Below are 23,606 nucleotides of genomic sequence, written 5' to 3' on the forward strand. Positions count from 1 at the left end.
TCGTTACTGCGCGCTGTGCGCGTCGGATGCGGGCGCTGCGGCTGCTGTTTGTGCTGCTGCGTCGGTGTCAGGCAGTTGCGCATCGACCGTTTTCACGGTCATGCCGGGGCGCACCTTGTCGACGCCTTGCACGATCACGCGGTCGCCCGTTTGCAGGCCGCTCTCGACCACCCAGTTCGCGCCGTACGTGCCCGATGTCACCAGTTGCCGCGTCACGACCTTGCCGTCGGCGCCCACCACGAGCGCCGTCGGGTCGCCCTTCTGGTCGTGCGTGACGCCCTGTTGCGGCACGACGTACGCCTGTTCGTTGATGCCTTCCTCGATCTTCGCGCGCACATACATGCCCGGCAGCAACACGCGCTGCGCGTTGTCGAACAGCGCGCGCACGGTGACGGATCCCGTGGTCTGGTCGACGGTGACGTCGGAGAATTCGAGCTTGCCGGTGCCGTTGTACGGACGGCCGTCTTCGAGAATCAGCGTGACTTTCGCCGCGTTCGGGCCGCTCGTCTTGAGCCGCCCTTCCTGCGCGTCGCGGCGCAGCTTGAGGCCGACCAGACTCGATTGCGTGAGGTCCACGTAGACGGGATCGAGCTGTTGCACGGTGGCGAGCAGCGTTGCCGCGCTCGACTGCACATACGCGCCTTCCGTCACCGACGACTTGCCGATGCGCCCCGAAATCGGCGAGGTCACGTCGGTATAGCCGACGCTGATTTGCGCCGTTTCGACGGCGGCCTTGCCCGATGCAACATCGGCGGCGGCCTGGCCTTCTGAGGCGACAGCGTTGTCGTAGTCCTGCTTGCTGATCGCGTTCGCTGCGACCAGCACCTTGTAGCGCTCGGCTTCCGCATGCGTCGACACGAGCGTCGCTTGAGCCTTCGCGAGCGTCGCCTTCGCGCTGTTCAATGAGGCGATGTACGGCGCGGGATCGATCTTGTAGAGCGTCTGTCCCGCCTTGACTTCGCTGCCCTCGGCGAACTCGCGCTTCAGCACGATGCCGTCGACGCGGGCTCGCACTTCAGCCACGAGATGCGCGCTCACGCGACCCGGCAATTCGACGGTCACGGGCACGCCCGTCGGCTTGATGCTGACGACGCCGACTTCGGGCGTCTGTTGAGGCTGTGCCGCGGGCTTGTCGCTGCACGCGGCGAGGAACGGGATTACAGGGGAGATCGCAGCCGTGGCCGCGAGCATACGAAAGTTACGGTTCTTTAATAGCGCTGGCATCGTACAAAGTTGTTTGAATTGAACGGGGCCGGCGCGCAACGAGTGTTGATCCAACACGCACCGACACGATAAGGTCGTGACGATAGGGGTTGTTCGCCTTTCTCGGGTTACAGCCACCAGGCTGCCGTAAGACTTGTTAATCCAACGCGGCGTCGCGCCGACTACGATGGCCGCGTGATTCACACGGTCGCTGCGCGGATTTGCGTGCGCGGCGCCGAACGGCAGGAGAAAAGGCACCCGTCATGGGACGAACGAAGCAACAGGCGCTCGACACGCGGGCAAAGATCATCGACGCCGCCGAGCGCGTGTTCTTCGTGCGTGGCTTTGCGCGCGCGGCGTTGGAAGACATTGCGTCGGAAGCGGGCGTGACGCGCGGCGCCGTCTACGGTCACTTCAGGAACAAGGAGGCCGTGTTTCAGGCGATCTACGAGTGCGCGGACATGCCGCTCGATCCATTCGTCGTGCAGTCGTGCGAGCAGGACGCGGATCCGTTGCAGCATCTGCATGCGCAATTGCTTCAGCGCTTGCGCGACGCGTTGTATCTGCGGCGCGCGCGGCGTCTGTACAGCATCGCGCTGACGAAGTGCGAAGTGACGGCGGAGACGGCGGCGTTTTATGAGCGCGTCGCGATGGCGGCGCTGCGCGCTGAAGCGCAGATCGATGCCGCGCTAAGGGCCGCGTCGCTGCGCGGACAGTTGCCGCCCGACGTCGATACGCGCGCGGCCGCTGGTTTCATTCACGCGGCGTTGACTGGCTTTTTGCACAAGCGTTTGCTGATGTCGGCCGAGTCGCGCGCCGACCTTGAAGCGGAGCAGACGCTCGCTTCGGCGCTAAGGTGCGTGGGCGCAAACACCACATTCACCGCGTTGGAACCCGCCCGCGCCTGATTGCGCGGCGTCGGGGACGGCCGCCGCCATCCGTTAAGACTTGGTAAGACTTGCTAAGTCCCCAGAACCGGGGCCGCACCGCGTTGCGCTATAGTCATACGCACATCCGATACCCCGGCGGCAACGACGCTGCCCCGCCCAACGCGGCAAAGCGCCGGCGCAGCCCGCTCACATCATGCCCGACACGCCCATTCAGGTGCTGCTCGTCGACGACGACGCCGACCTGCGCGACCTGCTTCGCAACTTCTTCCAGCAACGCGGCATCGAATTCTCGGTGCTGCATGACGCCACGCATCTTGCACGCAGACTCGAACGCGAGCGTCCGTCGATCATCGTGCTCGACCTGATGATGCCCGGCGTCGACGGACTCACGGCGCTCAAACAGTTGCGCGCGAGCGGCGACACGATTCCCGTCGTCATGCTGACGGCGCGCGCCGATGGCGTCGATCGCGTGATCGGCCTCGAACTCGGCGCGGACGACTATCTCGGCAAGCCGTTCATGCCGCAGGAATTGCTCGCGCGCATTCATGCCGTGCTGCGCCGCCATAAGCTGCATCCCGAAGCGCCGCCTGCCGAGCATCGAGAAGCGCTCGTGTTCGGACGCTTCCGGCTCGACTTCGCTTCGCGCACGCTCTTTTGCGACAACGAACCCGTCAAGCTGACGGGCAGCGAGTACGCGTTGCTTGAAGTCTTCGCGCAGCATCCGATGGAAACGCTGTCGCGCACGCGCATCGTCGATCTGCTGCATGGTCCCGATTCGGAAGTGACTGAGCGCGGCATCGACGTGCCCGTGTGGCGTCTGCGGCGTCTGCTCGAAGACGACCCCGCTGCGCCGCGCCGCATTCAGACGATGCGCGGCATCGGCTATATGTTCGTGCCGGGCGAAGGCGGTGAAGTCGGCGATGGCGGCGATGCTAGCGAAGGCGACGACAACGCATCGCAATGAAAAACCCGTTCAATACGCTTTTCGGCCGTCTCGCGACGCTGACGGTCGGCCTGATCGTGGCCGTACACGTGACGTCGCTGTTCGTCGTCGACCGCGACCGCGGCCATATCGACGCCGAGCATGCGCGCCGCGACGTGCTGCTGGCCGTGCAGGCCAAACACGATGGCGAGGCAGCCGCGCGACACGTCGCGCAGACGCTCGGCATCGAATATGTCCCCGATGCGGACGCGATCCGCCTGGGTTGTCCGAACCAGTGCGAGGGCTCCAACGCGCCATTCGAGCATGATCTGTTGCCGCGCATGCCCGAAGGCAGCCGCGTCGTGTTCGATCCGCACACGGGCTCGCTGTGGATACGGTACGGCAACGAGCCGTACTGGCTCTTCATGCGCAACGCGAATCTGCCGGGCATGCGCTTTCTCGGCTCTTCGCTGGTGATGTTGGTGCTGGCCGTTTGCGCGGCGCTGCTGGCCGCGTGGCAGTTTCAGCGTCCGTTGCACAGGCTGGCGGACGCGGCGCGCGAATTCAGAGTCGGCCGGCGCGTGCCGCCCGTGACGCAGAGCGGTCCCGCCGAAATGCGCGCGCTGATCGGCGACTTCAACCAGATGATGCGCGAGCTCGCGCAGTCCGAGCAGGAGCGCGCCGTGATGCTGGCGGGTGTCGCGCACGATCTGCGCGCGCCGATCACGCGCATGCAGGTGCGCGCGGACCTGTTGCCCGATGCGGCAAACCGCAGCGGCTTCCTGCGCGATGCCGAGTCGCTGTCGCGCATCGTTACGCAGTTTCTCGACTATGCGCGCGATACGGCCGATCCGTCGCCGCACGCGAATGTCGATGCGCATTGCCGCCGTCACTATGGCGACGGACTCGACGACGAAGCACTCGTGCGTCTGCATCTGAATGCGGGTGATGGCTTCAATCTGCCGCTCGTTGACCTCGACCGGATACTGTCGAATCTGATCGAAAACGCGATGAACTACGGCGAGCCGCCCGTCGAGATTTCGACGTCCGCGCATAACGGCGTCTACACGCTCATCGTGCGCGATCATGGACGTGGCATTCCGCGCGAACAGCTCGAACGCGCGTTGCAGCCGTTCACGCGGCTCGATCCGGCGCGCGGCGGCGACGCGCATTGCGGCCTCGGCCTCGCGATCGTGCGGCGGCTCACGCGCTATAACGGTGGACAGTTCGAATGCGATAACGCGCCCGATGGCGGGTTTCGCGTGACGCTGACGTTCGGGCGTGAAGCTTAGCGGCGTGCTTTTTTTCACGCACGCTCTAAACGAAATGCCGCCCGCAATGGGCGGCATTTTTCATGGATCACCGATGCGGCGCGAGCAGGATGCTCGAAATCACGCCCGTCGCGATCGCGGCGAGTACGAAGTCGCCATTGACTTGCACCCATTGATAACCCGACGGCGGCGGCTGAAGATCATACCCACGCCAGTCGTCGACAACATATTGCGGACCGCGATAGTCGGGCGGCAAGCGGTCGCCGCGATGCCAGTCGCGGTGCGGCACCGGACGATGCGACGCATCGGCGCGAACCGGGCCGCCAGCGTGTTGTGGACCGCCGGGCCCACCGGGACCACCATCGGGACCGCCGCGCTCGTCGGCAGCGGGATGACGGCCCGGGCCGCCGTCATCGCCCGGCGCGTATTGCGCGAACGCCTGAGTTTGAGCAACGACACACGAAGCGGCAAGCAACAACACAGATACGGCTTTTTTCATCAAACACTCCCCAAACAAGGTGAGAGTGTTTTCCGGCGCAACGATTCAAACGGCGTCCTTACTGTGTCTTACGGGCCGCTTTTATGCGTGATTGCCAGGCAGTTCGAGACGCGCCAGCTCCGCGAAATATCGTGCGCCTGTCAGCAGGATATCGTCGTTGAAATCGTAGGTTGCGTTGTGCAAAGGCACGCCGCCCTTCTCCGCCGCGTCGCCGTTGCCAATGAAAATAAAGTTACCGGGCACGGCCTGCAGGAACGCACCGAAGTCTTCGGAGATCATCATTGGCGGCACGTTGGCGTCGACGTTTTCTGCACCCGCGATATTGCGTGCCGCGCTCGCCGCCACATCGACGCATTGTGCGGAGTTCACCGTCGGCGCGAACTCGTGCGTGTATTCGAACGTGCAATCCGCACCGTGCGCCCGGCAGATGCCTTCGCTCACTTCCCGCATGCGCGTTTCGAGCAGCGTTTGCACTTCACGCGAATAACTGCGCGTATCGCCCTTGATAGTCACGTTCGACGGGATCACGTTTCTGAGTCCATCCGTAATGAACTCCGTGCAAGAGATTACCGCTTGCAGACCCGGATCAAGATTGCGCGACACGATCGTCTGCAATGCGAGCACGATCTGCGATGCGATGACGATGGGATCGTTGCCCATATGCGGACGCGCCGCGTGCGTGCCGCGTCCCTTGATGTGAATGACGAAGTTATCTTCGCTCGCCATGATGCCGCCCGCGCGCGTCGCAAATGTTCCAGCGCGCATGCCGGGCATATTGTGTGCGCCGAAAATGGCATCGACGGGAAAACGCTCGAACAGTCCGTCCGCAATCATCGCTTTCGCACCGCGTCCATGTTCTTCCGCGGGCTGGAAGATGAAACGCACCGTGCCGTTGAAATCGCGCCGCTCGGCAAGCAGCCGCGCTGCGCCGAGAATCATCGACATATGCCCGTCGTGTCCGCACGCGTGCATCTTTCCCGGCGTACGCGATGCATGCGTGCGCGCGGGCGCGTGCTCCGTGATGTTCAACGCATCCATATCGGCGCGCAGTCCGATCGCACGCTTGCCGTCGCCGACCGTCAGATTCGCAACCAGCCCCGTTCCACCGATGCCGCGATGCACGTCGAGCCCCAAGGTCGCAAGAATGCTCGCGACATAGTCGGATGTGTTCACCTCTTCGAAACCCGTCTCGGGATATTGATGCAGATGCTGGCGCCAGCTCTTCAATTGTCCCTGCAGCGTGCTTTCCATATCGGTTGTCCTTGTCGATTGGATTCGGATGCGCCTGTTAGCGGACGCAGCTTTGCTTCCACGCCTGCTGACGCGCGGCCACGGCTTGCGCAGACTCGCCGACGAACTGCGCATAAGCGGCGGGCGCCGTCGCGCCTTCCGTGTTGATGACGAGCACGCGCGCGTTGCGATCCAGGCCTGCCGCGCGCGCGAATTCGTCGTTTCGCATCAATGCGCAAAGGCCTGCGAAGCCCGCCGCGCCCGATTCGCCAGCGACGAGCGGCGCATCGTCGCCCGCGCCCTTTGCGAGGTGGCGCATCGCATCGACTGCGTCGTCGTCATCGATCAGCATGAAATCGTCGATGCATTGCTCCAGGATCTTCCACGCGAGCGGCGATGTTTCGCCGCAGGCGAGACCCGCCATCACGGAATCGACCGATCCCGTCGCTCGCGCTGCGTGTCCGGCGATAGCGCTCTGATACAGGCAATCCGCCTGGCGTGGCTCGACGACGATGAAGCGCGGCCTTTGCGCGCCACCGCGCTCCCAAAGATAACTCGCGACGCCCGCAGCAAGTCCGCCCACGCCGCCTTGCAAGAAGACATGTGTGAACGCAGGCGCATCCGTGGATTGCTCGATGATTTCAGCGGCAATCGTGCCGTAGCCCTGCATGACGTCGCGTGGAATGGCTTCATAGCCGTCATACGATGTATCCGAAACCACATGCCAGCCATTGTTCTTCGCGAGCGTCGCCGCGTGTGCGACCGATTCGTCGTAGTTGCCCGCAATGCGGACGATGCGCGCGCCATACGCGGCAATCGCCTGTTCCCGCTCGGCGCTGACGTTCGCGTGCAGCACGATCACACAATGGCAACCGATACTCTGCGCAGCGGCCGCGAGCGCCTTGCCGTGATTGCCGTCCGTGGCACTGATGACGGTGAGATTGGCGAGCATCTCCGCATAGCGTCCTTCGATGAGCGCCTGCGGTTCGATGTCGTGCGCGTGCCATAGACGCATGACGAGACGCATCAACGCGATCGGCGCGCCCAGCGCCTTGAAGCTGCCCAGCGGCGAGCGGAACGACTCGTCCTTGACGCACAGACGCGCGATGCCCAGTTGCGAAGCCGCCTCGGTTAGCTCCCACAGAGGCGTGGCTTGCTGGCTGATGAGTTCCCAGCCCGACAGCCATACGCGGCTTTGATCCGCTGACTCGACGTTGAGAATGGTCCGCAGCGTGTCCGGGTAGGCGAAGTGGATTGCCCGGGGATTGGAGATCAGCATCCGTTGGTGCTCCAGAAATCGGACCGCTCGACGGTCCGTTGATCAAAACTTGGTGAGCGCTTGTTTGCGCAAGCAATGATGAAATGATATTGCGCGACACCATCAATAAAGTCTCGAAGTTTGGCTGTATCGTGCAAAAATATCTCTCACATCACGACCCGCGACGCGAAATCATGGCTACCCAACTCGACAACTTCGATCGCAAGCTTCTGATGGAAGTCCAGCGCGATGCGCAGATTCCCCAGACCGAACTCGGTGTGCGCGTCAATCTGTCGACGGCCGCCGTCAACCGGAGATTGCGCCGTCTCGCGGATGAAGGGGTGATCGACCGTTACTCGGCGATCGTCGCGCCCGAGAAAGTGGATTACCCGCTGACCATCGTCGCGAACGTCGAGGTCGAGAGCGAGCAGATCGATCTGCTCGACGCGATGAAACGCACTTTCGCGCAGTGTCCGCAGATTCAGCAGTGCTACTACGTCGCGGGCGAATGGGACTTCGTGCTGGTGATGACGGTACGCAACATGGACCAGTACACCGAACTCACGCGGCAACTCTTCTTTTCCAACAACAACGTCAAGCGCTTCAAGACGCTGGTGAGCATGAGCCGCGTGAAAGTGGGCTTGGGCGTGCCCGTCGATATCGTCGACGAATGAGGGGTCAGCGCACCACGGAGCGGTCGGTCCAGTTGCCCTGATCGAACTGTCGAACGGTAATCGCACCGTTACGGATATCGCCTTTCTCGTCGAACTGGATCGGACCCGTGACGCCGTCGAGCTTCGCCGCGCGCAGCTTCGGCAGATACGCTTTCGGATCGGTCGATCCCGCCGCCTGCATCGCGTTCGCAATCGCGATCACCGCGTCATACGCATACGGCGCGTACAACTGCACAGGCACGCCGAAGCGCTGTTCATAGCGCTTGAAGAACTCCGGCCCTTGCGGCATTTTGGCGGGCGGCACGCCTGCCAGCGTGCAGTACGTGTCGCTGCTCATCGACGCGCCCGCCAGCTTGATGAACTGCGGCGTGCACGCTTCATCGCCTGCAACGAACTTGACCTTCAGGCCAAGCTTCTGCGCTTGCTGCACGAATGCGGCGGCCTGCGTGTCGCCGCCCGTGAACGCAATGCCGTCCGGTTGACGGCTCTTGATGGTCGTGAGAATCGCCATCCAGTTGGTCGTCTTGTCGGTGCCGTATTCGCGCGCGACCACGTTGCCGCCCGCCGCCTTGACCGCCTTTTCGACTTCGTCGGCAAGCCCCTGCCCATATGCCGTGCGGTCGTCGACGATCGCGATCTTGCGCGCGCCAAGATCGTGAACCAGATACGTGCCGATCACCGTGCCCTGTCTCACGTCGTTGGCAACCATGCGGAACACGTTCGTGAAGCCTTGTTGCGTCAGTTTCGGATTGGTGGCCGATTCGGTGATCATCGGCACGCCTGCATCCGAGTAGATCTTCGATGCCGGAATCGACGTGCCCGAATTCGCGTGCCCAACGACGCCCGCTACGCCGTCGTCGATCAATTTCTGCGCGACGGTCACCGCCGTTTTCGGATCGGCTGCATCGTCCTGCGAATCGAGGACGAACGTGACGCTCTGTCCATTGATGCGGATCTTCCGGCTGTTCAGATCCTCGATCGCGAGGCGCACGCCGTTTTCGTCGTCTTTGCCGATGTGCGACAGCTCGCCCGTCAAAGGCGAAACCTGTCCGATCTTCACAGTGAGATCCGCATGCGCCGCGAGCGGCTGCAATGCGAGCGCGGTGAGCGTCAGAAGCGATAGGGGTCGAAGTGTTTGCATGGTCGTCAGCTTGAAGAGTGGGCTCGCGCTCGGGGATGGACGTTCTCGCCATCCGGGTTTGGCCTTGGGCTGCTTTACAAGGTTGTATCGATCGTATTCGCGCGCCCTGATAGCCAAAATTTGCAGCCCGCCCGTTCCCGCAAAATCCAGTCGATACAGCGGACGTTCGAGAGATTTTTTATCGCACCGCCGGTTTTTGCCTGATTCCGCCTGGATCGAGCCTGATTTCGGCCGAAGCAGGCACCCTCATTCTTCGCTAATTCCCCGTCTATACGATGCACGTCATTCGCTAGTGAAGTCCGTCATCACCGATCCGAAAACATTTCGTCTGACGCATTCGTCTGAAGGAGATCATCATGTCATTCGCAGCCATCATTCACGGTACGCCCATCTGGGTTTGGGTGTTGCTCGTCTACCTGCTTTCGCGCGGGTTCAAGGCCATGAACAGCGGCACCGCGCCGCTTTCCCGCCTGGCCATCGTGCCGCTCGTCTTCGCGGTCTGGGGCATTGCGCACCTGGTGACAGACCCGCTGACAGGTTGGGCCGACGCGATCGTCTGGGTGGTCGCCGCGCTGGCGGGCGTCGCGGGTGGCGTGTTCATGGCGAGCCGCACGCGCTTCATCGTCGATCCGATCGCGAACACCGTGATGCTGCCCGGTTCCATGCTGCCGCTGGCGCTGATCGTCATCACCTTCGCGGCCAAGTTCTGGCTCGGCGTCGAGCTGGCGACGGCAACCAGTCTCGCGTCGCTCGGCACGTATATGTTGATCAGTGCAGCCGTATCAGGTGCCGTCGCAGGGATGTTCGCCGGTCGTTTCCTGACCTACTGGCGAGCCATGAGCGCGCGCCGCATTCTCCGGACCTGCTCGCAAGGCGCGTAAGCGAGGGAATCTGGGAAGCGGGCACGTCCGTTGCGCCCCACGACTCCGACAAAAATATCGCCATACTTGTTACTCCCAGCGTTCGCTTTCCGGGTCCAGACTGTCTCACGGCAAGCAACGCGCGATGAACAACCAACGAAGCCGTGCCTCATCCCCGAGGCGCGGCAACTTGTTCAAATCAGGAGGTCGCAAGCGCCATGACTACATCGGACGAAAACGGAAGCAAATGCGGACAACGGGCGATGCGCACACCACCCGTCGTATCGTCGCAAGAATGGGAAACCGCGCGCGAGCAATTGCTCGTGAAGGAAAAAGCCCACACGCGAGCCCGCGACGCCCTCGCCGCCGAACGCCGCCGCATGCCGTGGATGACCGTCGACAAGACCTACGCATTCGAAGGGCCATCGGGCAAGCTCAGTCTGCCCGATCTGTTCGACGGCCGGCGTCAACTGATCGTGTATCGCGCGTTTTATGAACCGGGCGTGTTTGGATGGCCCGAGCATGCGTGTCGCGGATGCTCGATGGTGGCCGACCAGGTCGCTCATATCGCCCACCTGAACGCCCGCGACACGACGCTCGTTTTCGTTTCGCGCGCGCCTCAGGCGGACATCGCGCGGCTGAAGGCGCGTATGGGCTGGCAGATCCCTTGGTTCACGATCACGGACAGCTTCGACACCGACTTCGGCGTCGGCGAATGGCACGGCACGAACGTGTTTTATCGCGACGACAACCGGATATTCCGCACCTACTTCATCAACAATCGCGGCGACGAGCAGATGGGCGGCACGTGGAACTATCTCGACATCACGCCGCTCGGCAGGCAAGAGGTCTGGGAAGATTCGCCCGAAGGCTATCCGCAGACGCCGACCTACAAGTGGTGGAACTGGCACGACAGCTATGTCGACGACGCGCCGCCCGACAGGAAGTGGGTCGAGGTGTCGGACGCGGGCGAGGCGGCATTCAGGAACAAGCCTGAGACGTGAGCGCCGGGCCGCGTCACCTGTCGATCTGCTTCACCGTGACCACTTCCGGCCTGCCCGCCGCTTCGCCGTTGCGCAGTTTCACGCGCCAGCTTCCGTATCCGGCAAACGGAAACTGCGCAAACGCGCTTTTGACGAGCCATGGAATGTGATGCAGCGCGTCGGCATTGCGGTCGCGGCTCGTCGCCGTGACCTTGTAGACTTCCTTGCCGGTCGCGGCGTCGAAGAGGCGCAAGGTCATCGAATGTTGATACTCGCGCCCGAAGAGCGAGAAGCCTGGCTTCGCAACGCCATTGCAGGCTGAATCCGCGCAGTCGCCCGCGATCACGCCGACTGCGGCCGGCCGCGTATCGTACGCAAGCGAGAGCATATAGCTCGCGCGCTCCGCCGATCGATCGACAAGCCCGTAATTGCCAAGCTCGCTGTGAATCAGCGCCTCGTACTGCTCGCGCGCGGCGCCCGTTTCCTGCGACGGCGTCTGCACGATCGCATAGGTGCGCTCGCCCTGTAGCACGACGGGCGTTCCCGACACCTGAACGTCCGTCGTCACGCCCGCGCATCCGGCGAGACCCGCCACGCTCGCGACAACGACGGCAGCACCACATAGCGTCTTCTTCACGTTCTTCTCGCTTCGATCGAATACAGATTCATGTGCGCATTGAGCGCTCGAGTTGTTCAAGCGTTCGTCTCATCGAGCGCGGGCAGCGTGATCGTGAACGCCGTGCCTTGCCCGAGCGCGCTTTCCACGTGCACATCGCCGCCGTGCCGCGTCACAACGGCTTTCACGAAAGCCATGCCAAGCCCCGTACCCGTCGCTTCTGGCCGTTCGACCTCGTGAAAGCGTTGAAACCGTTCGAACAGATGCGCCTGGTTTTCGGCCGACATCCCGTAGCCTTCGTCGCGGACCGTGCAGCGCACCCGCGCCGGCCATTCGCCCGACGCAGGTTCATCCTGCGCGACCGTGCACGTAATACGCGTTTCGGGTGGGCTATATTTCACAGCGTTGTTCAGGATGTTGACGAGCGCGCGCGTCATCAGTGAGCGGTCCGCGTTGATCCAGTGGCCGTCGCCCTGTTCGTCGTACGCGGCTTCAAGGCGAATGTGCCTGGCTTGCGCCTGAGGCCACACTTCATCGCTTGCGTCGATTACGAGTTCGACGAGACTCACGGGTTCGAACGAATAAGCCTGGGATTCGGCGCGCGCCAGTTGCACGAAATCGTCGGCGAGCATCAAGGCCCGCTGCGCGTATCGCTCGACCCGGTTCAGCAATTCGCGCAAGCGTTCGGAGTCGGGCGTGCGCGCGCGTTCGAGTTCGACGAGCGCAAGGATCGATGCCTGCGGCGAACGCATGTCATGCGACAGCAGACGCAACGCGTCTTCGCGCAGCCGTTCGGCTGCGTGCACGGCTGTCACGTCGACAAGACCCGCGATCCATCCGATCACCACGCCTTGCGCATCAGTGCACTTCGCGTAACGCAACAGATGATCGCGCTGGTTGCGATCGCGGACCTCGATGCCCCGCTCCATCATCTCCGCGAAAGCGATGCGGCCGGGATCGAGCAGCGCGGGCCAATGCGTGCGTCCGAGCGCATCGGCCTCCGCGCGGGAACCGATCGCCTTCACGAATGCAAGATCGCCAAGCACGTGGCGCAGTTGCGTGCCTTCAGGCGTCGCCGCGCCGAGCCGCTCGAAATACGCCTTCGCCGCGTGGTTCGCGATCAGCACGACACCATGCACGTCGCTGACGAGAATCGGCTCCGGCACGCTATCGAGGCTATTCCACACGAAGCGCTTCATGTCCTGCACGCGGCGCGCCGCCTGCGCCATCAGCGCCATCTGCTGCGCGAGCGCGTCGCCGCGAAATTCACGGCTGCGTTGCGGCGCTTCGGGCAACAGATGCGGCTCGTCGGCGAGGCGCTGCAGTTCCTTGCGCAGATACGACATCGTCATTTCGAGCCGCCGCCAGTTCCAGATCGGATAAACGGCCGCCAGTCCAACGATCGCAGGCACGGGCGACATCCATAACCGCATGCCGTAAAGCAGCGCCGCGCTGAGACCGAGCATCGTTGCGCAGAGCACGATCGTCATCAGCAGCGAGCGCAGCGGCGACAGCACGAGCAGGCCCGCGAGCAGCACGCCGAGCGGCACCAGCGACACCGCGAACACCCACAGTCCGTTGACGGGATCGATCGCGCGGCCTGTCACGAGCGTATCGAGCACGTTCGCATGAATGTAGACGCCGGGCAGCGGCCCGAGCCGGCCCGACACAGGCGTCGAGAACCGGTCGTAGAGGCCCGATGCCGTCACGCCGATCAGCACGATCTTGCCGCGCAGCATGTCGCGCGGCACGTCGCCCGCAAGCACACTGGCAAACGACACCTTCGGATAGGTCTGCGCGAGCGGGCTGAACGGGATCAGTACGCGTGCTTCGTCATTGCCTGCGATCGAGGTGCGGTCGGGCACGTCCGCTGCAACGCTCGCGGGATGCGCCAGCTTCACCATGCCGCCCTTGATCGCGCGCCATACGGACACCATCAACTGCGGCCAGCGCATATGCGCGTCGCCTTCGAACAGCGCGACACTGCGCACGATGCCATCGGCGTCCACTTCGAGGTTGATATGGCCGAGTCCCGCAGCGGCGCTCGCGAGCGGCTCGACCGGCTTGACGGCGACGCGCTCGCCGTTGGCATCCGCGGGAGAAAGGAGAATCGGTAGATACGTCGGCGTCGCGGCGACCGCGCGCGCCAGTTGCGCGTCGTCCGGCGCGGGCTCGGTGAAGAGCACGTCGTAGACCACGGCCGCCGGTTTGGCCTTCGCGATTTCGTCGAGCAGTTGCGCATGCACGGCGCGTGGCCAGGGCCAACGGCCGAGCCGCGCAATGCTCGCATTGTCGATTTCGACGACGGCGACATCGGGCAGCACCGGTTGCGCACGCAAGCGCAGGAAGCCGTCATAGACGAGATGATCGACACTCGCCGTCAGCCTGCCGAGCGAGCCGGCGAGAATCACCAGGATGCCGAGGCAGCCGATGCACAGCCATTCGAACAGGAAGCGGCGCCCGACTGGCCGCCCAAGACGTATGCGCGGATCGAAACTCATGCGCGGGCCGCTGGTGGTCATCACCGTGCCAGTGTAAATGAGCGGATCGCGCTGCCCTTCTGGTATAGCTGGCCGTTGTCGAACTGCTCGGCGATCACGGTCCAGTAGTAGTCGCCCGGCGGCAGATCGGAGACGACGATCTGCCCCGCCGCGAGATCCGTGCGGTCGACGAGCGGCTCGCGCAGATCCGCTGTCGTAGCCAGCACGAAGCGGAAGCGGGTCTCGACACCTGTGCGGCTTGCGAGCCAGCGGAACTCGAAGTCGCGGCTGCCGGCACGCAGCCCGGCAGAGACATCGAGTCCAAACTGGCGGCGCTCGAACGCATAGATATGCGGCAAGCCTTCGAGGCCCATACCGTCGATCGACGAAATGCGCACGAAGTAGTTGCCGTCAGGCAAGTCGCCGAACGTTGCGTGCGGCACGTTCACGCGCTGGTCGCGGATCAGGTCGAACAGATCGGCGTCGCGCGCGATCTGCACGCGGTACGCGCGGGCGTTCGCGTCGGGCACGAGATCGAACGCGACGTCCTTGTCGTCCTGCACCTTGCCCGGGTCCACCAGCGCGGGCGCGGGCAGCAAGGCCACCGGCCCGCCGACGCCGCCCGTCGAACGCGTAACGCTGCCGAAATGTGCGCCAATCAGTTGCGTCGATGCCTGCAACGGCACGCCCGGCGCGCGCGGCCGCATGCGCGCCGCATCGACGCCGACCGCGCCGTCGAGCACGGCGACGGCTGTCGATTGTTCGTCGCCGTCGTAGCTCACGCGAAAGCGCGTGCCGCGCACGCCCGCCACCACCGACGGCGAACGGATCTGGAAGCGATCGTCCTTCTTCGTCGCATGGTTGACCTCGCTATCGACCTCGCCCCGCTTCAGGTCGATCACGCGATCTTTCGCGCCCGTCAGCACGGTCTGCCGCAGCGCGCCGATTTCGATCGTGCTGTCCTGAGGCACGGACACATGCGAGCCGTCATCGAGTTCCAGCGTGACGAAGCCGTTGTGCCCCGTCTGCACGCGGTCGCCTTCGACGAGCACCATGCCGACCGTGACGGGCGCGAACGGATTCTGTCTGAACGCGTGCCCAGCGGGACCGCTCACGGCGACGACCCGCGCCGAGCGCGGCTCCTGCTTCAGCAATGCAATGGGCAAACGCAACTGCACACCTGGCTGAAGATGCAGCGGATCGGCGACATGATTCAGCTTGCGCAGCACGGCCCAGTCGCGCGGATCGCGCAGATAGTGATCAGCGACGTCGTACAGCGTGTCGCCTGGCCGCGTCACGTAGATTGCCGTCGCCGCAGTTGCATGCGCATTGGATGGCTGCGCGTTCGAGCTGGCAGGCAGCAGGCCCGAAGCTGCGACCAGAAACGCAATGATGCCGGAAGTGCGCCGCGCCCCCCACGAAAGCGCACGCGGCGTGTTGCTCGGTACAGCCACCGTCACGCATCCCCCTTTTCGATCCGTTCCAGCCGGTAGCCGTAGCCGTAGATGGGAGTCAACCGGTAGCCGTGCTCAGGGCGCAGGCCGAGCTTGGCGCGCAGCATCGACACGTGGGTGTCCATCGTGCGCGATGGAATGTCGACGTCCTGCCGCCAGATCGCTTCGAGAATATGCGCGCGCGACAGCGGCTGGCTCAGATGCCGGAACAGCAGCAGCGCGAGCTCGAACTCCTTTTGCGTCAGCGTGACGGGCGTGCCGCGCGCGACAACCTGTTTCGATCCCAGCTCGAACTCGAATTCCCCGAAGCTTTCTTTCGTCGCCATCTGGTTGAGTTGATAAGCGCGGCGCAGCAGCGATCGCACACGCGCGAGCAGCACGCCCGATGCGACGGGCTTCACGACGTAGTCGTCCGCGCCTTTGTTCAGCATCGACGCGATATCCGTTTCGCGGCTGCGGCTCGTCATGAACAACACGGGCAGGCGATCGGACAGGCTTTGACGCACCCAGTGCAGCACCTCTTCGCCCGACATGTCGGGCACGTTCCAGTCGAGCACGAGAAGGTCGAACGTTTGACGGCGCAGGTGCTTGACGAGCGCGCGGCCTTCGGCGAACGCATGGCAATCGTGTCCATCGATCGCCAGCGACTGGCAGACCAGATCGGCTTGCGCCACGTCATCGTCCAGGACTGCAATTCTCATAGATCCCCGCACGCGAAATCATTCATCGGGCCAGCGGAGCAAGCGCGCCTGGGCTCGCTCCGTGGACATGCTGACGTGATCGCCGTGTCGTCTGTCGCGCCTAGGCTTGCACGCCCGTCAAGGCCACCACGTCATCGTCACTGTTATCTTTCGACCACAGATGCGCAGTCAGCGCCGCCTCGAGGTGAAGCCGCACATGTTCCCACGCGGCATGCGCGTAGTCCGGCTCGCGCGCCGCCCATTCCTGTGCGAGACCGAACACGCGGCGAACTGTCGACGCGCAATGCGTCAGACCCGCATTGCCGCCTGCCGAGGAATCGCGCAGCCACTCGGCCAGCCACGGCATCTCGGACGCACACGAATCCGCATACGTCTCGGTTGCCGCGCGAGCGTGCGAATCGGTCGCAGGATCGAGTTCGATTCGCTGCGGATAGCCGCTGCGTTTGCGCGTGCGCTTGCCCGTCTTGAAAGGAATCCGCGTGGTGCCTGGTCTGAAAAACATCCGATCCCTCGATATGCAACGACGATTCAGATCCACTGCGCCGACTTACCCCGTTTGCCCGCGAATCGCCATCCGGCATCAACGTTTTTCAACAATTGAGAGGGACAGTATAAAAAGAGGGCGCAATAAAATCATTTAAAGATTGTCAGATCGTGGTGCGCGCCCGGTCGGGAGGTGTTGGTTGGTCTTCCCCCGCTGTCATGTAGCTGTCGTACTTCACCCCGTTCGATTTGTAAATTGGCATGCAAGACTTTGTAAGTCTCTCAACCATCATTCCGGAAAGGAATGTGAAGCACCCGTTCTCCCTGATTGCTGCCTTTTGAATTCTGACGGGCTTCGATTCGAAACCGTGCCCGTACTATATGAGATTCATTGCTTGAAAACTTTTAGCAATTGTCAAGTCATGAAAGCGCTCGAAAGCGAAGTCATTAAAAATGCGCTTCATGCGGTCGAAACTTCACTAACATTATTTAGCAAACTGGCTCGCGCCGTTTTGGTAGTCTGCCGATGTGCCAGCCGTGCAAGGTGGTATGTGACAAGGCGCTGCAACTAATCGCAGCTTGAGCAATGCCAGCTGAAATGCGAGGGGTTCATCATGCTGATGTGGATTGCAAACTGGGCAGCACGCCACGCTCCGACTCCCGAGAAACAGGCCGAACGCGCGCTTCATGAATTGCGCATGGAATTGTTCCGCGCGGAACAACAGGTCATGGACGCACAGTTGCGCGCTGAATATTTCCGCGCGCGACTGCTCTTTCTCGAAGATGTCACGAGACAGGGCATCGAAGCGGTTTCTGATCAGCGCAAAGGTCAGCAGGAATTGATGCAGCCATCTCGGTCGGGTCCGAGACTCACTGCCGCGCAATAGCAGCGAGACCCCTGTCATTTGCGGCGCAGAAAAAAAGAAGCCGCAGCGCAATTGCTGCGGCTCTAACTTGCCACTCGCGGTACGGTCACCGCAATTTCATTCTCTGACTTTACGCTGAACGCATCAACGTCGAATCGGCGGATTTGACTATCTTTAACAAGCGTCGCCCGATTCGGATTTCGAATTACGCAGACTGATTCAAGCTCGCCAACGTCTCCCCGCGCTCGACCAGTTCCACCAGCAACGGCGAAGGCTTCCAGAACAGCGGATCCTGCTTCTCGAACTCACGGATATCCGCGAGCAACGCAGGCAAACTGATCGTATCCGCGTAATGCATCGGACCGCCGCGATACGCCGGAAAACCAAAGCCGTTGATCAACGTCACGTCCACATCGAGCGGCCGCAACGCGATGCGCTCGTGAATCACGTTCGCGCCTTCGTTGATCATCGCGGCCATATAGCGGCGCACGATCTGCTCGTCGCTGAACGTGCGCGGTGTGACACCCGCGCGCTCGCGCTCCGCGACGATGATCGCTTCCACTTCCGCATCGGGCGTGCCGGCGCGCTTGCCTTCGTCATAGCGGTAGAAACCGCGCTTCGTCTTCTGGCCGAACCAGCCGCGCTCACAGAGGCGATCGGGAATCTGCACATATCGCGCATCGGGATTACGCGTCGCAGCGCGGCGCTTGCGCGTCGCCCAGCCAATGTCGCCGCCAGCGAGGTCGATCACCTGATACGGTCCCATCGGAAAGCCGAATTCACGCACGGCCTTGTCGATCTGATACGGCGACGCGCCGTCCTCCATCAGATGGTCCGCCGCCGCGCGATACACCGCGAGCATCCGGTTGCCGATGAAGCCGTCGCACACGCCCGCGCGCACGGGCACCTTGCGCAGCTTCTTCGCCAGGTCGAATGACGTTGCGACGACGTCCGCGCTCACGTGCGCGGGCACGACGACTTCCAGCAGCTTCATGATGTGCGCGGGCGAGAAGAAGTGCAGCCCGATCACATCCTGCGGCCGCGACATGCTGGCTGCGATCGCGTCGATGTCGAGATACGACGTGTTGGTCGCGAGCACGGCACCTTGCTTGCACACGCGGTCGAGTTCCGCGAACACCGCCTGCTTCACGGCCATGTCTTCGAACACGGCTTCGATCACGATATCGACATCGGCGAGTGCCTCGTACGACGTGCTGCCGATGAAGCGCGCGAGTTTCTTCGCCTTCGCGTCGCTGGTCAGACGTCCTTTCGCGATCAGGCCGTCGTAGACCTTTTCGATGTGCGCGCGGCCGCGAGCCAGCGATTCGTCGTCGCGCTCGATCATCGTCACGGGCAAGCCCGCGTCGAGCAATGCGACGGCGATGCCCGCGCCCATTGTGCCGCCGCCCACCACGCCCGCCGACGCGATCGGCCTCGGCTGCGCGCGGCGCGTTTCAGGCGCCTTCTGCACTTCCCTTTCCGCCTGGAACGCGTGGACGAGGGCTGCGCGCTGCGGGCTATCGAGGCATTCGAGGAATTGCTTGCGCTCGAAGCGCAGGCCATCGTCGAACGGCAGGTTCAGCGCGGCCTCGACGCAATCGACGATCTTCAGCGGCGACAGCAGGCCGCGTGATTTCTTCGCGGTGTCGGCCCGCGCGGTGGTAACGGCGGCCGTAGCCGCCTCTTTGTCCGAGAGCGCTTGCGCATCGCGCGTACGCCGCACGGGTGCATGTTCGACGAGCAGTTGCTGCACATACGCGAGCCCCTCGGCGAGCACGTCATCGCTCTGGCCTACGCGATCGACAAGCCCGATCTTCAACGCTTCCTGCTCGCCGATATGCTTGCCGCTCAGCATCAACGACAAAGCCGCCTCAGCGCCGATCAGGCGCGGCGCGCGCTGCGTGCCGCCCGCGCCTGGCAGCAGGCCGAGAAGCACCTCAGGCAAGCCAAGCTTCGCGCCCGCGACCGCAATCCGATAATGCGATGCCAGCGCGATCTCGAGCCCGCCCCCGAGCGCGGCGCCATGAATCGCAACCACGACAGGCTTGTCGCACGTCTCGATGCGGTTGCACACGTCGGGCAGCGTCGGCGTTTGCGGCGGCTTACCGAATTCGCGGATGTCGGCGCCCGCGATGAAATTGCGGCCCGCGCCGACGATCAGCACCGCGCGCACGGCCTGATTCGCTTCCGCGGCTTCGATCGCCGCGACGAGGCCGCGCCGGACGTCCACGCCCAGCGCGTTGACGGGTGGATTGTCGATGGTGACGAGCAGGATGGTGCCGCGTAGCTCATGAGTAACAGGCGATGCGGATGCGGCGGTCGGCGTCATACGATTTGTCTCCTCGTTGCAGCATGTAAACGAAATTGCCATCGATTGTCTTGGGGACAAAGGGAATTGACAATCGCATCGCCAATTGACAGAGTGTCAAAGAATCTTTGACAGTAGGACAGCCGTGGACGTCAACGCGCTAACGCTGCTGGTCGAGATCATCGATGCCGGCAATCTCAGCGAGGCTGCGCGGCGGCTCAAGATGACCCGCGCCAACGTCAGCTACCACCTCAACCAGTTCGAAAAGTCGATCGGCCTGCAACTGGTCCGGCGCACGACGCGCCGCGTCGAGCCGACCGAGATCGGGCTCAAGCTCTACGAGCATGGCCGCGCGATCCGCAATTCGCTGCTGGCCGCGAAGGAATCGATATCGACGCTCGGTGAAAGCCTGCAAGGCCGCGTGCGTCTGTCTGTGCCGAGCGGCTACGGGCAGCTGGTGATGTCGGCGTGGCTGATCGCCTTCAAACGCGAATATCCCGGCATCGTGCTCGACGTGATGTTCGAGAACCGCGTCGAAGACCTGTTACGCGACGAAGTGGACATTGCCGTGCGCGTGATGTCGGAGCCGCCGCAAAATCTCGTCGCGCGCGACATGGGGCCCGTGAGATGGGTCGCGTGCGCGTCGTCCGCTTACGCCGCGCAACATGGCATGCCTGTGCAACTCGACGAGCTTCGCACCGCGCCGATCATTACGTCCGCCGTGGTCGGCCGGCAACTGCGCGTCGCCGCGTATCTGCGCGACGAACGGCATGAGGTGTTGCTTGAACCCGGCCTCATCTCCGAGAACTTCCTGTTTCTGCGCGAGGCGATTCTCGCCGGCCTCGGCGTCGGACTCGTGCCCGATTACGTCGTACACGACGACATCCGGCGCGGCGACGTCGTCACGGCGCTCGACCCGTGGCGGCTCAGCATCTTCGGCACGAACATGTACATGCTGTATATGCCGAATCTTCACCATACGCGCGCGACGTCGCAGTTCATCGAATTCATGCTCGACGAAGCGCGCAAGGCCGGACGCGGCGCCATGCCGACCCGACCCGCCCATTTGTAGCGCAATGTATCCACCGCAGCAGCGGATACATACGCATACACACGTCCGTTTCCACGACACAAGCGAGATACATCCGCACGCTTCAATACGGTCATCGATTGTTTGCCCCTCAACTACTCAACGGAGCACGCACCATGACGCGTATCGACAACGTACTGTACACAGGCAAGGTTCACACGACGGGCGGCCGCGAAGGTGCCGCACTTAGTTCAGACGGACGCCTCGATATCAAGCTATCGACGCCGGGCGGCAATGGCGCGGGCACGAACCCCGAGCAACTGCTTGGCGCCGGCTGGTCGGCATGTTTCATTGGCGCGATGGGCGGCGCTGCGCGCGCGCTGAAGATCTCGCTGCCGGCTGACACCAGCGTCGATACCGAAATCGATCTCGGCACCACCGACAACGCGTATTTCATTCAGGCACGCCTGAACGTGAGCCTGCCCGGCCTGCCGCGCGATGTGGCCCAGGAAGTGGTCGACCGCGCGCATCAAACCTGCCCGTACTCGAAGGCAACGCGCGGCAACATCGGCGTCACGATCACGCTCGTTTAAGCCGTATGAAGAAGGGCAGTGCGACCACTGCCCTTGCCACGATATTGCATATGCAACACGAGCCTCGACGATGAGTTCAGACCATCGGCACGACACCTGTGCCAACGTCAGCCGGAAGATCGCGCAAAGCTGTTTGCTCACGCGCACGCGGCAGATCTCAAGAGTGCTGACCGCGATCTACGATGAAGCATTGAGGCCGTTTGGCGTCAACGCGTCGCAATTCACGCTGCTGGTGCTGATCATGGAATTTGGACCGCTTAGCCGCGCCACGCTCGGGCGCAAAAATCATCACGATCGCTCGACGCTGACGCGAAATCTTCAGCCGTTAGTCGCGCAGGGATGGGTCGTCGAAGGCATGCCAGGCGACGACGGCCGCAGCCGCCCTCTTTCGCTCACGAAGCAAGGCAAAGCCCTGTTGCACGACGCCGCGTCCGCGTGGTCGGCGGCGCAATCGAAAGCTCAGTCGCTGCTTGGCGAAGCGGGCGCAAACGCGCTGATGGGCATCGCGGGCGACCTGCCGACTCGAATCAGCTGATTTTTTCTGTTGTTGATGTTGTATGTGCAACACGTAGCACGTTCGGTCCGCGTAGCGCAAAGTATCCGCTGTGTGCCAGCCGGTACTTGCGCCTACAAAGGCATCGTTTCAGAAAACACGCGCGATACATCCGCGCGTTCCAATGCGCTCTCGCCGGACGCGCGCCGCGTCCGGATCGTGCGTCCAATGGCTCGCGCAACTACGCGGCCATTACCTGGAATCATTGGCGCAAAGCCAATCGGAGTTCTTATGTCAGACCACCTTCCTCCTCAATCGCCGTCGCGTCGACGCTTTGTCGGTGTCGCCGCGGCCACCGTCGCCGCAGGTTCGTTGAGCCAGCTTGCATTTGCACAAACAGATCAGGCGATAACCTCAGTCGCACAGCCAACGGGCGGCGACAAGACGGCGATTCGTCCGCTTCGTGTGCATGTGCCCGACGCGCAACTGATCGACTTGCGTCGACGCATCAAGGCGACGCGATGGCCCGAGCGCGAGACGGTTGCCGACAACACGCAGGGTGTTCAGCTTGCGATGATGCAGGAACTCGCGCGCCATTGGTCCACCGGCTACGACTGGCGCAAATGCGAGGCAAAGCTGAATGCGCTGCCGAACTTCGTGACCGAGATCGACGGACTGGATATTCATTTCATTCACGTGCGCTCGAAGCATGCCAACGCGATGCCGCTGATCGTCACGCACGGCTGGCCCGGCTCGGTGATCGAGCAGTTCAAGATCATCGATCCGCTGGTCAACCCGACCGCTTATGGCGCGAGCGCATCGGATGCATTTCATCTGGTCATCCCGTCGTTGCCGGGCTATGGCTTTTCCGGCAAGCCCACAACGACGGGCTGGGGCCCGGAGCGCACGGCGCGCGCGTGGGTCGTGCTGATGAAGCGTCTCGGATACGACAAATTCGCGGCGCAAGGCGGCGACCTCGGCGGTGTCGTCGCGAACGTGATGGGCAAGCAGGCGCCGCCCGAGTTGCTGGGCATCCACGTCAACTTCCCCGCGACGATTCCGCCCGAGATCGCCAAGGCGCTTCAGGCGGGCGACCCGCCTCCATCCGGCCTCTCGGACGACGAAAAGCATGCATACGACCAGTTGAGCAGCGCGGCCAAAAAGCGGCGCGCCTACGCGCTGGAGATGGGAACACGCCCGCAAACGCTCTATGGCATTTCGGACTCGCCGATCGGACTGGCCGGCTGGCTGCTCGATCACGGCGACGGCTACGAGCAGCCGGCAGCGGCGCTTACTTCCGCTGTATTCGGCCGGGCCGTGAATGGAGAATCGTCAGGCGCGCTGACGCTCGACGACGTGCTCGACGACATCACGCTTTACTGGCTGACGAACACGGGTATCTCTGCGGCGCGCTTCTATTGGGAGTCCCATTTCAACTTCCTCGCCGCCGCCGATGTGTCCGTCCCCGCCGCCGTCAGCGTCTTTCCTCGCGAGAACTATCAGGCGCCGCGTAGCTGGACCGAGCGCGCGTATCACAACCTCATTTACTACAACCGGCTCGACAAGGGCGGGCATTTTGCGGCATGGGAGCAGCCGCAACTGTTTGCCGAAGAAGTGCGGGCAGGATTGAGGCCATTGCGTCGATAGGGGG

The 23,606-nt window shown here is 63.0% G+C and carries 22 protein-coding genes; 11 read left to right on the top strand and 11 right to left on the bottom strand.

What is annotated here, in order from left to right; all coding sequences use genetic code 11:
• Positions 1–3: 3 nt before the first annotated feature.
• Positions 4–1,191 carry an efflux RND transporter periplasmic adaptor subunit gene (locus tag C2L64_RS44130; protein ID WP_009771407.1) on the bottom strand — a complete coding sequence of 396 codons (1,188 nt, stop codon included), beginning with the start codon at positions 1,189–1,191 and terminating at the stop codon, positions 4–6.
• Between the two features lie 275 nt (positions 1,192–1,466).
• Here C2L64_RS44130 and C2L64_RS44135 point away from each other — a divergent pair, with 275 nt between their 5' ends.
• The 3 genes from C2L64_RS44135 to C2L64_RS44145 all read left to right on the top strand — a co-directional run bounded on the left by C2L64_RS44135 (position 1,467) and on the right by C2L64_RS44145 (position 4,307).
• On the top strand, positions 1,467–2,111 hold the full coding sequence (locus tag C2L64_RS44135; protein ID WP_009771406.1) for a TetR family transcriptional regulator: 645 nt from the start codon (positions 1,467–1,469) through the stop codon (positions 2,109–2,111).
• 175 nt (positions 2,112–2,286) lie between these two features.
• Positions 2,287–3,057, top strand: coding sequence for a response regulator (locus C2L64_RS44140; RefSeq protein WP_009771405.1), 771 nt, complete (start codon positions 2,287–2,289; stop codon positions 3,055–3,057).
• Positions 3,054–4,307: an ATP-binding protein gene (locus C2L64_RS44145; protein ID WP_009771404.1), complete on the top strand. Its 1,254-nt coding sequence runs from the start codon at positions 3,054–3,056 to the stop codon at positions 4,305–4,307. Before C2L64_RS44140 ends, C2L64_RS44145 begins: the two co-directional genes overlap by 4 nt.
• Positions 4,308–4,374: 67 nt before the next feature.
• Here C2L64_RS44145 and C2L64_RS44150 read toward each other — a convergent pair whose 3' ends face one another.
• From C2L64_RS44150 to C2L64_RS44160, 3 genes are all read right to left on the bottom strand, one after another.
• Positions 4,375–4,785 (bottom strand): RcnB family protein, encoded by a 411-nt coding sequence (locus C2L64_RS44150; RefSeq protein ID WP_009771403.1) that lies wholly within the window; start codon positions 4,783–4,785, stop codon positions 4,375–4,377.
• Between the two features lie 81 nt (positions 4,786–4,866).
• Positions 4,867–6,036, bottom strand: coding sequence for a M20 aminoacylase family protein (locus C2L64_RS44155; RefSeq protein WP_009771402.1), 1,170 nt, complete (start codon positions 6,034–6,036; stop codon positions 4,867–4,869).
• Positions 6,037–6,073: 37 nt separating this feature from the next.
• The gene (locus C2L64_RS44160) at positions 6,074–7,294 is read right to left on the bottom strand and encodes a diaminopropionate ammonia-lyase (protein WP_009771401.1); all 1,221 of its coding nucleotides are present in this window, start codon (positions 7,292–7,294) and stop codon (positions 6,074–6,076) included.
• Between the two features lie 173 nt (positions 7,295–7,467).
• On the opposite strand from C2L64_RS44160, the gene C2L64_RS44165 reads away from it, so the two are divergent.
• A complete protein-coding gene (locus tag C2L64_RS44165; RefSeq protein WP_009771400.1) occupies positions 7,468–7,947 on the top strand; it encodes an Lrp/AsnC family transcriptional regulator in 480 nt (159 codons plus the stop codon).
• 4 nt (positions 7,948–7,951) lie between these two features.
• Here the strand turns inward: C2L64_RS44165 and C2L64_RS44170 are convergent, their stop codons facing one another.
• A complete protein-coding gene (locus C2L64_RS44170; RefSeq protein WP_007736382.1) occupies positions 7,952–9,088 on the bottom strand; it encodes a branched-chain amino acid ABC transporter substrate-binding protein in 1,137 nt (378 codons plus the stop codon).
• A gap of 356 nt (positions 9,089–9,444) precedes the next feature.
• On the opposite strand from C2L64_RS44170, the gene C2L64_RS44175 reads away from it, so the two are divergent.
• Positions 9,445–9,969: a DUF6622 family protein gene (locus C2L64_RS44175; protein ID WP_007736385.1), complete on the top strand. Its 525-nt coding sequence runs from the start codon at positions 9,445–9,447 to the stop codon at positions 9,967–9,969.
• A 197-nt stretch (positions 9,970–10,166) separates the two neighbouring features.
• A complete protein-coding gene (locus tag C2L64_RS44180; protein WP_039902979.1) occupies positions 10,167–10,952 on the top strand; it encodes a DUF899 domain-containing protein in 786 nt (261 codons plus the stop codon).
• 13 nt (positions 10,953–10,965) lie between these two features.
• Here the strand turns inward: C2L64_RS44180 and C2L64_RS44185 are convergent, their stop codons facing one another.
• The 5 genes from C2L64_RS44185 to C2L64_RS44205 all read right to left on the bottom strand — a co-directional run bounded on the left by C2L64_RS44185 (position 10,966) and on the right by C2L64_RS44205 (position 16,684).
• Complete coding sequence (locus C2L64_RS44185; protein WP_039903011.1) at positions 10,966–11,568, bottom strand: DUF4136 domain-containing protein; 603 nt, start codon at positions 11,566–11,568, stop codon at positions 10,966–10,968.
• A gap of 56 nt (positions 11,569–11,624) precedes the next feature.
• Positions 11,625–14,069 (bottom strand): CHASE2 domain-containing protein, encoded by a 2,445-nt coding sequence (locus C2L64_RS44190; protein WP_009771397.1) that lies wholly within the window; start codon positions 14,067–14,069, stop codon positions 11,625–11,627.
• Complete coding sequence (locus C2L64_RS44195; RefSeq protein ID WP_009771396.1) at positions 14,069–15,487, bottom strand: FecR domain-containing protein; 1,419 nt, start codon at positions 15,485–15,487, stop codon at positions 14,069–14,071. The genes C2L64_RS44190 and C2L64_RS44195 overlap by 1 nt, the downstream gene beginning before the upstream one ends.
• The gene (locus C2L64_RS44200) at positions 15,484–16,182 is read right to left on the bottom strand and encodes a response regulator transcription factor (RefSeq protein WP_009771395.1); all 699 of its coding nucleotides are present in this window, start codon (positions 16,180–16,182) and stop codon (positions 15,484–15,486) included. Before C2L64_RS44200 ends, C2L64_RS44195 begins: the two co-directional genes overlap by 4 nt.
• A 100-nt stretch (positions 16,183–16,282) precedes the next feature.
• The gene (locus C2L64_RS44205; protein WP_009771394.1) at positions 16,283–16,684 is read right to left on the bottom strand and encodes a hypothetical protein; all 402 of its coding nucleotides are present in this window, start codon (positions 16,682–16,684) and stop codon (positions 16,283–16,285) included.
• A gap of 595 nt (positions 16,685–17,279) precedes the next feature.
• On the opposite strand from C2L64_RS44205, the gene C2L64_RS44210 reads away from it, so the two are divergent.
• Entirely contained in the window at positions 17,280–17,552 is a 273-nt protein-coding gene (locus C2L64_RS44210) for a hypothetical protein (RefSeq protein WP_007736397.1), read from the top strand.
• Positions 17,553–17,736: 184 nt separating this feature from the next.
• On the opposite strand, the gene C2L64_RS44215 is transcribed toward C2L64_RS44210, so the two are convergent.
• Positions 17,737–19,860 (bottom strand): 3-hydroxyacyl-CoA dehydrogenase NAD-binding domain-containing protein, encoded by a 2,124-nt coding sequence (locus tag C2L64_RS44215; RefSeq protein WP_009771393.1) that lies wholly within the window; start codon positions 19,858–19,860, stop codon positions 17,737–17,739.
• 124 nt (positions 19,861–19,984) lie between these two features.
• Between C2L64_RS44215 and C2L64_RS44220 the strand changes: the two genes are divergently transcribed.
• The 4 genes from C2L64_RS44220 (at position 19,985) to C2L64_RS44235 (ending at position 23,602) form a co-directional block, all read left to right on the top strand.
• Entirely contained in the window at positions 19,985–20,911 is a 927-nt protein-coding gene (locus C2L64_RS44220; RefSeq protein WP_009771392.1) for a LysR family transcriptional regulator, read from the top strand.
• Between the two features lie 134 nt (positions 20,912–21,045).
• Entirely contained in the window at positions 21,046–21,462 is a 417-nt protein-coding gene (locus tag C2L64_RS44225) for an organic hydroperoxide resistance protein (RefSeq protein ID WP_007737293.1), read from the top strand.
• 70 nt (positions 21,463–21,532) lie between these two features.
• Entirely contained in the window at positions 21,533–21,997 is a 465-nt protein-coding gene (locus C2L64_RS44230; RefSeq protein ID WP_009771391.1) for a MarR family winged helix-turn-helix transcriptional regulator, read from the top strand.
• A gap of 249 nt (positions 21,998–22,246) precedes the next feature.
• Positions 22,247–23,602, top strand: a complete 1,356-nt coding sequence (locus tag C2L64_RS44235) for an epoxide hydrolase family protein (protein WP_009771390.1) — start codon at positions 22,247–22,249, stop codon at positions 23,600–23,602.
• Positions 23,603–23,606 lie beyond the last annotated feature (4 nt).

Source organism: Paraburkholderia hospita, from assembly GCF_002902965.1.
Lineage (GTDB): Bacteria > Pseudomonadota > Gammaproteobacteria > Burkholderiales > Burkholderiaceae > Paraburkholderia > Paraburkholderia hospita.

What these genes read in the sequence shown, in the direction of transcription:
- C2L64_RS44130 (WP_009771407.1), bottom strand. Translation starts at nt 1,191, where the DNA reads ATGCTCGCGGCCACGGCTGCGATCTCCCCTGTAATCCCGTTCCTCGCC.
- C2L64_RS44135 (WP_009771406.1), top strand. Translation starts at nt 1,467, where the DNA reads ATGGGACGAACGAAGCAACAGGCGCTCGACACGCGGGCAAAGATCATC.
- C2L64_RS44140 (WP_009771405.1), top strand. Translation starts at nt 2,287, where the DNA reads ATGCCCGACACGCCCATTCAGGTGCTGCTCGTCGACGACGACGCCGAC.
- C2L64_RS44145 (WP_009771404.1), top strand. Translation starts at nt 3,054, where the DNA reads ATGAAAAACCCGTTCAATACGCTTTTCGGCCGTCTCGCGACGCTGACG.
- C2L64_RS44150 (WP_009771403.1), bottom strand. Translation starts at nt 4,785, where the DNA reads ATGAAAAAAGCCGTATCTGTGTTGTTGCTTGCCGCTTCGTGTGTCGTT.
- C2L64_RS44155 (WP_009771402.1), bottom strand. Translation starts at nt 6,036, where the DNA reads ATGGAAAGCACGCTGCAGGGACAATTGAAGAGCTGGCGCCAGCATCTG.
- C2L64_RS44160 (WP_009771401.1), bottom strand. Translation starts at nt 7,294, where the DNA reads ATGCTGATCTCCAATCCCCGGGCAATCCACTTCGCCTACCCGGACACG.
- C2L64_RS44165 (WP_009771400.1), top strand. Translation starts at nt 7,468, where the DNA reads ATGGCTACCCAACTCGACAACTTCGATCGCAAGCTTCTGATGGAAGTC.
- C2L64_RS44170 (WP_007736382.1), bottom strand. Translation starts at nt 9,088, where the DNA reads ATGCAAACACTTCGACCCCTATCGCTTCTGACGCTCACCGCGCTCGCA.
- C2L64_RS44175 (WP_007736385.1), top strand. Translation starts at nt 9,445, where the DNA reads ATGTCATTCGCAGCCATCATTCACGGTACGCCCATCTGGGTTTGGGTG.
- C2L64_RS44180 (WP_039902979.1), top strand. Translation starts at nt 10,167, where the DNA reads ATGACTACATCGGACGAAAACGGAAGCAAATGCGGACAACGGGCGATG.
- C2L64_RS44190 (WP_009771397.1), bottom strand. Translation starts at nt 14,069, where the DNA reads ATGACCACCAGCGGCCCGCGCATGAGTTTCGATCCGCGCATACGTCTT.
- C2L64_RS44200 (WP_009771395.1), bottom strand. Translation starts at nt 16,182, where the DNA reads ATGAGAATTGCAGTCCTGGACGATGACGTGGCGCAAGCCGATCTGGTC.
- C2L64_RS44205 (WP_009771394.1), bottom strand. Translation starts at nt 16,684, where the DNA reads ATGTTTTTCAGACCAGGCACCACGCGGATTCCTTTCAAGACGGGCAAG.
- C2L64_RS44210 (WP_007736397.1), top strand. Translation starts at nt 17,280, where the DNA reads ATGCTGATGTGGATTGCAAACTGGGCAGCACGCCACGCTCCGACTCCC.
- C2L64_RS44215 (WP_009771393.1), bottom strand. Translation starts at nt 19,860, where the DNA reads ATGACGCCGACCGCCGCATCCGCATCGCCTGTTACTCATGAGCTACGC.
- C2L64_RS44225 (WP_007737293.1), top strand. Translation starts at nt 21,046, where the DNA reads ATGACGCGTATCGACAACGTACTGTACACAGGCAAGGTTCACACGACG.
- C2L64_RS44230 (WP_009771391.1), top strand. Translation starts at nt 21,533, where the DNA reads ATGAGTTCAGACCATCGGCACGACACCTGTGCCAACGTCAGCCGGAAG.
- C2L64_RS44235 (WP_009771390.1), top strand. Translation starts at nt 22,247, where the DNA reads ATGTCAGACCACCTTCCTCCTCAATCGCCGTCGCGTCGACGCTTTGTC.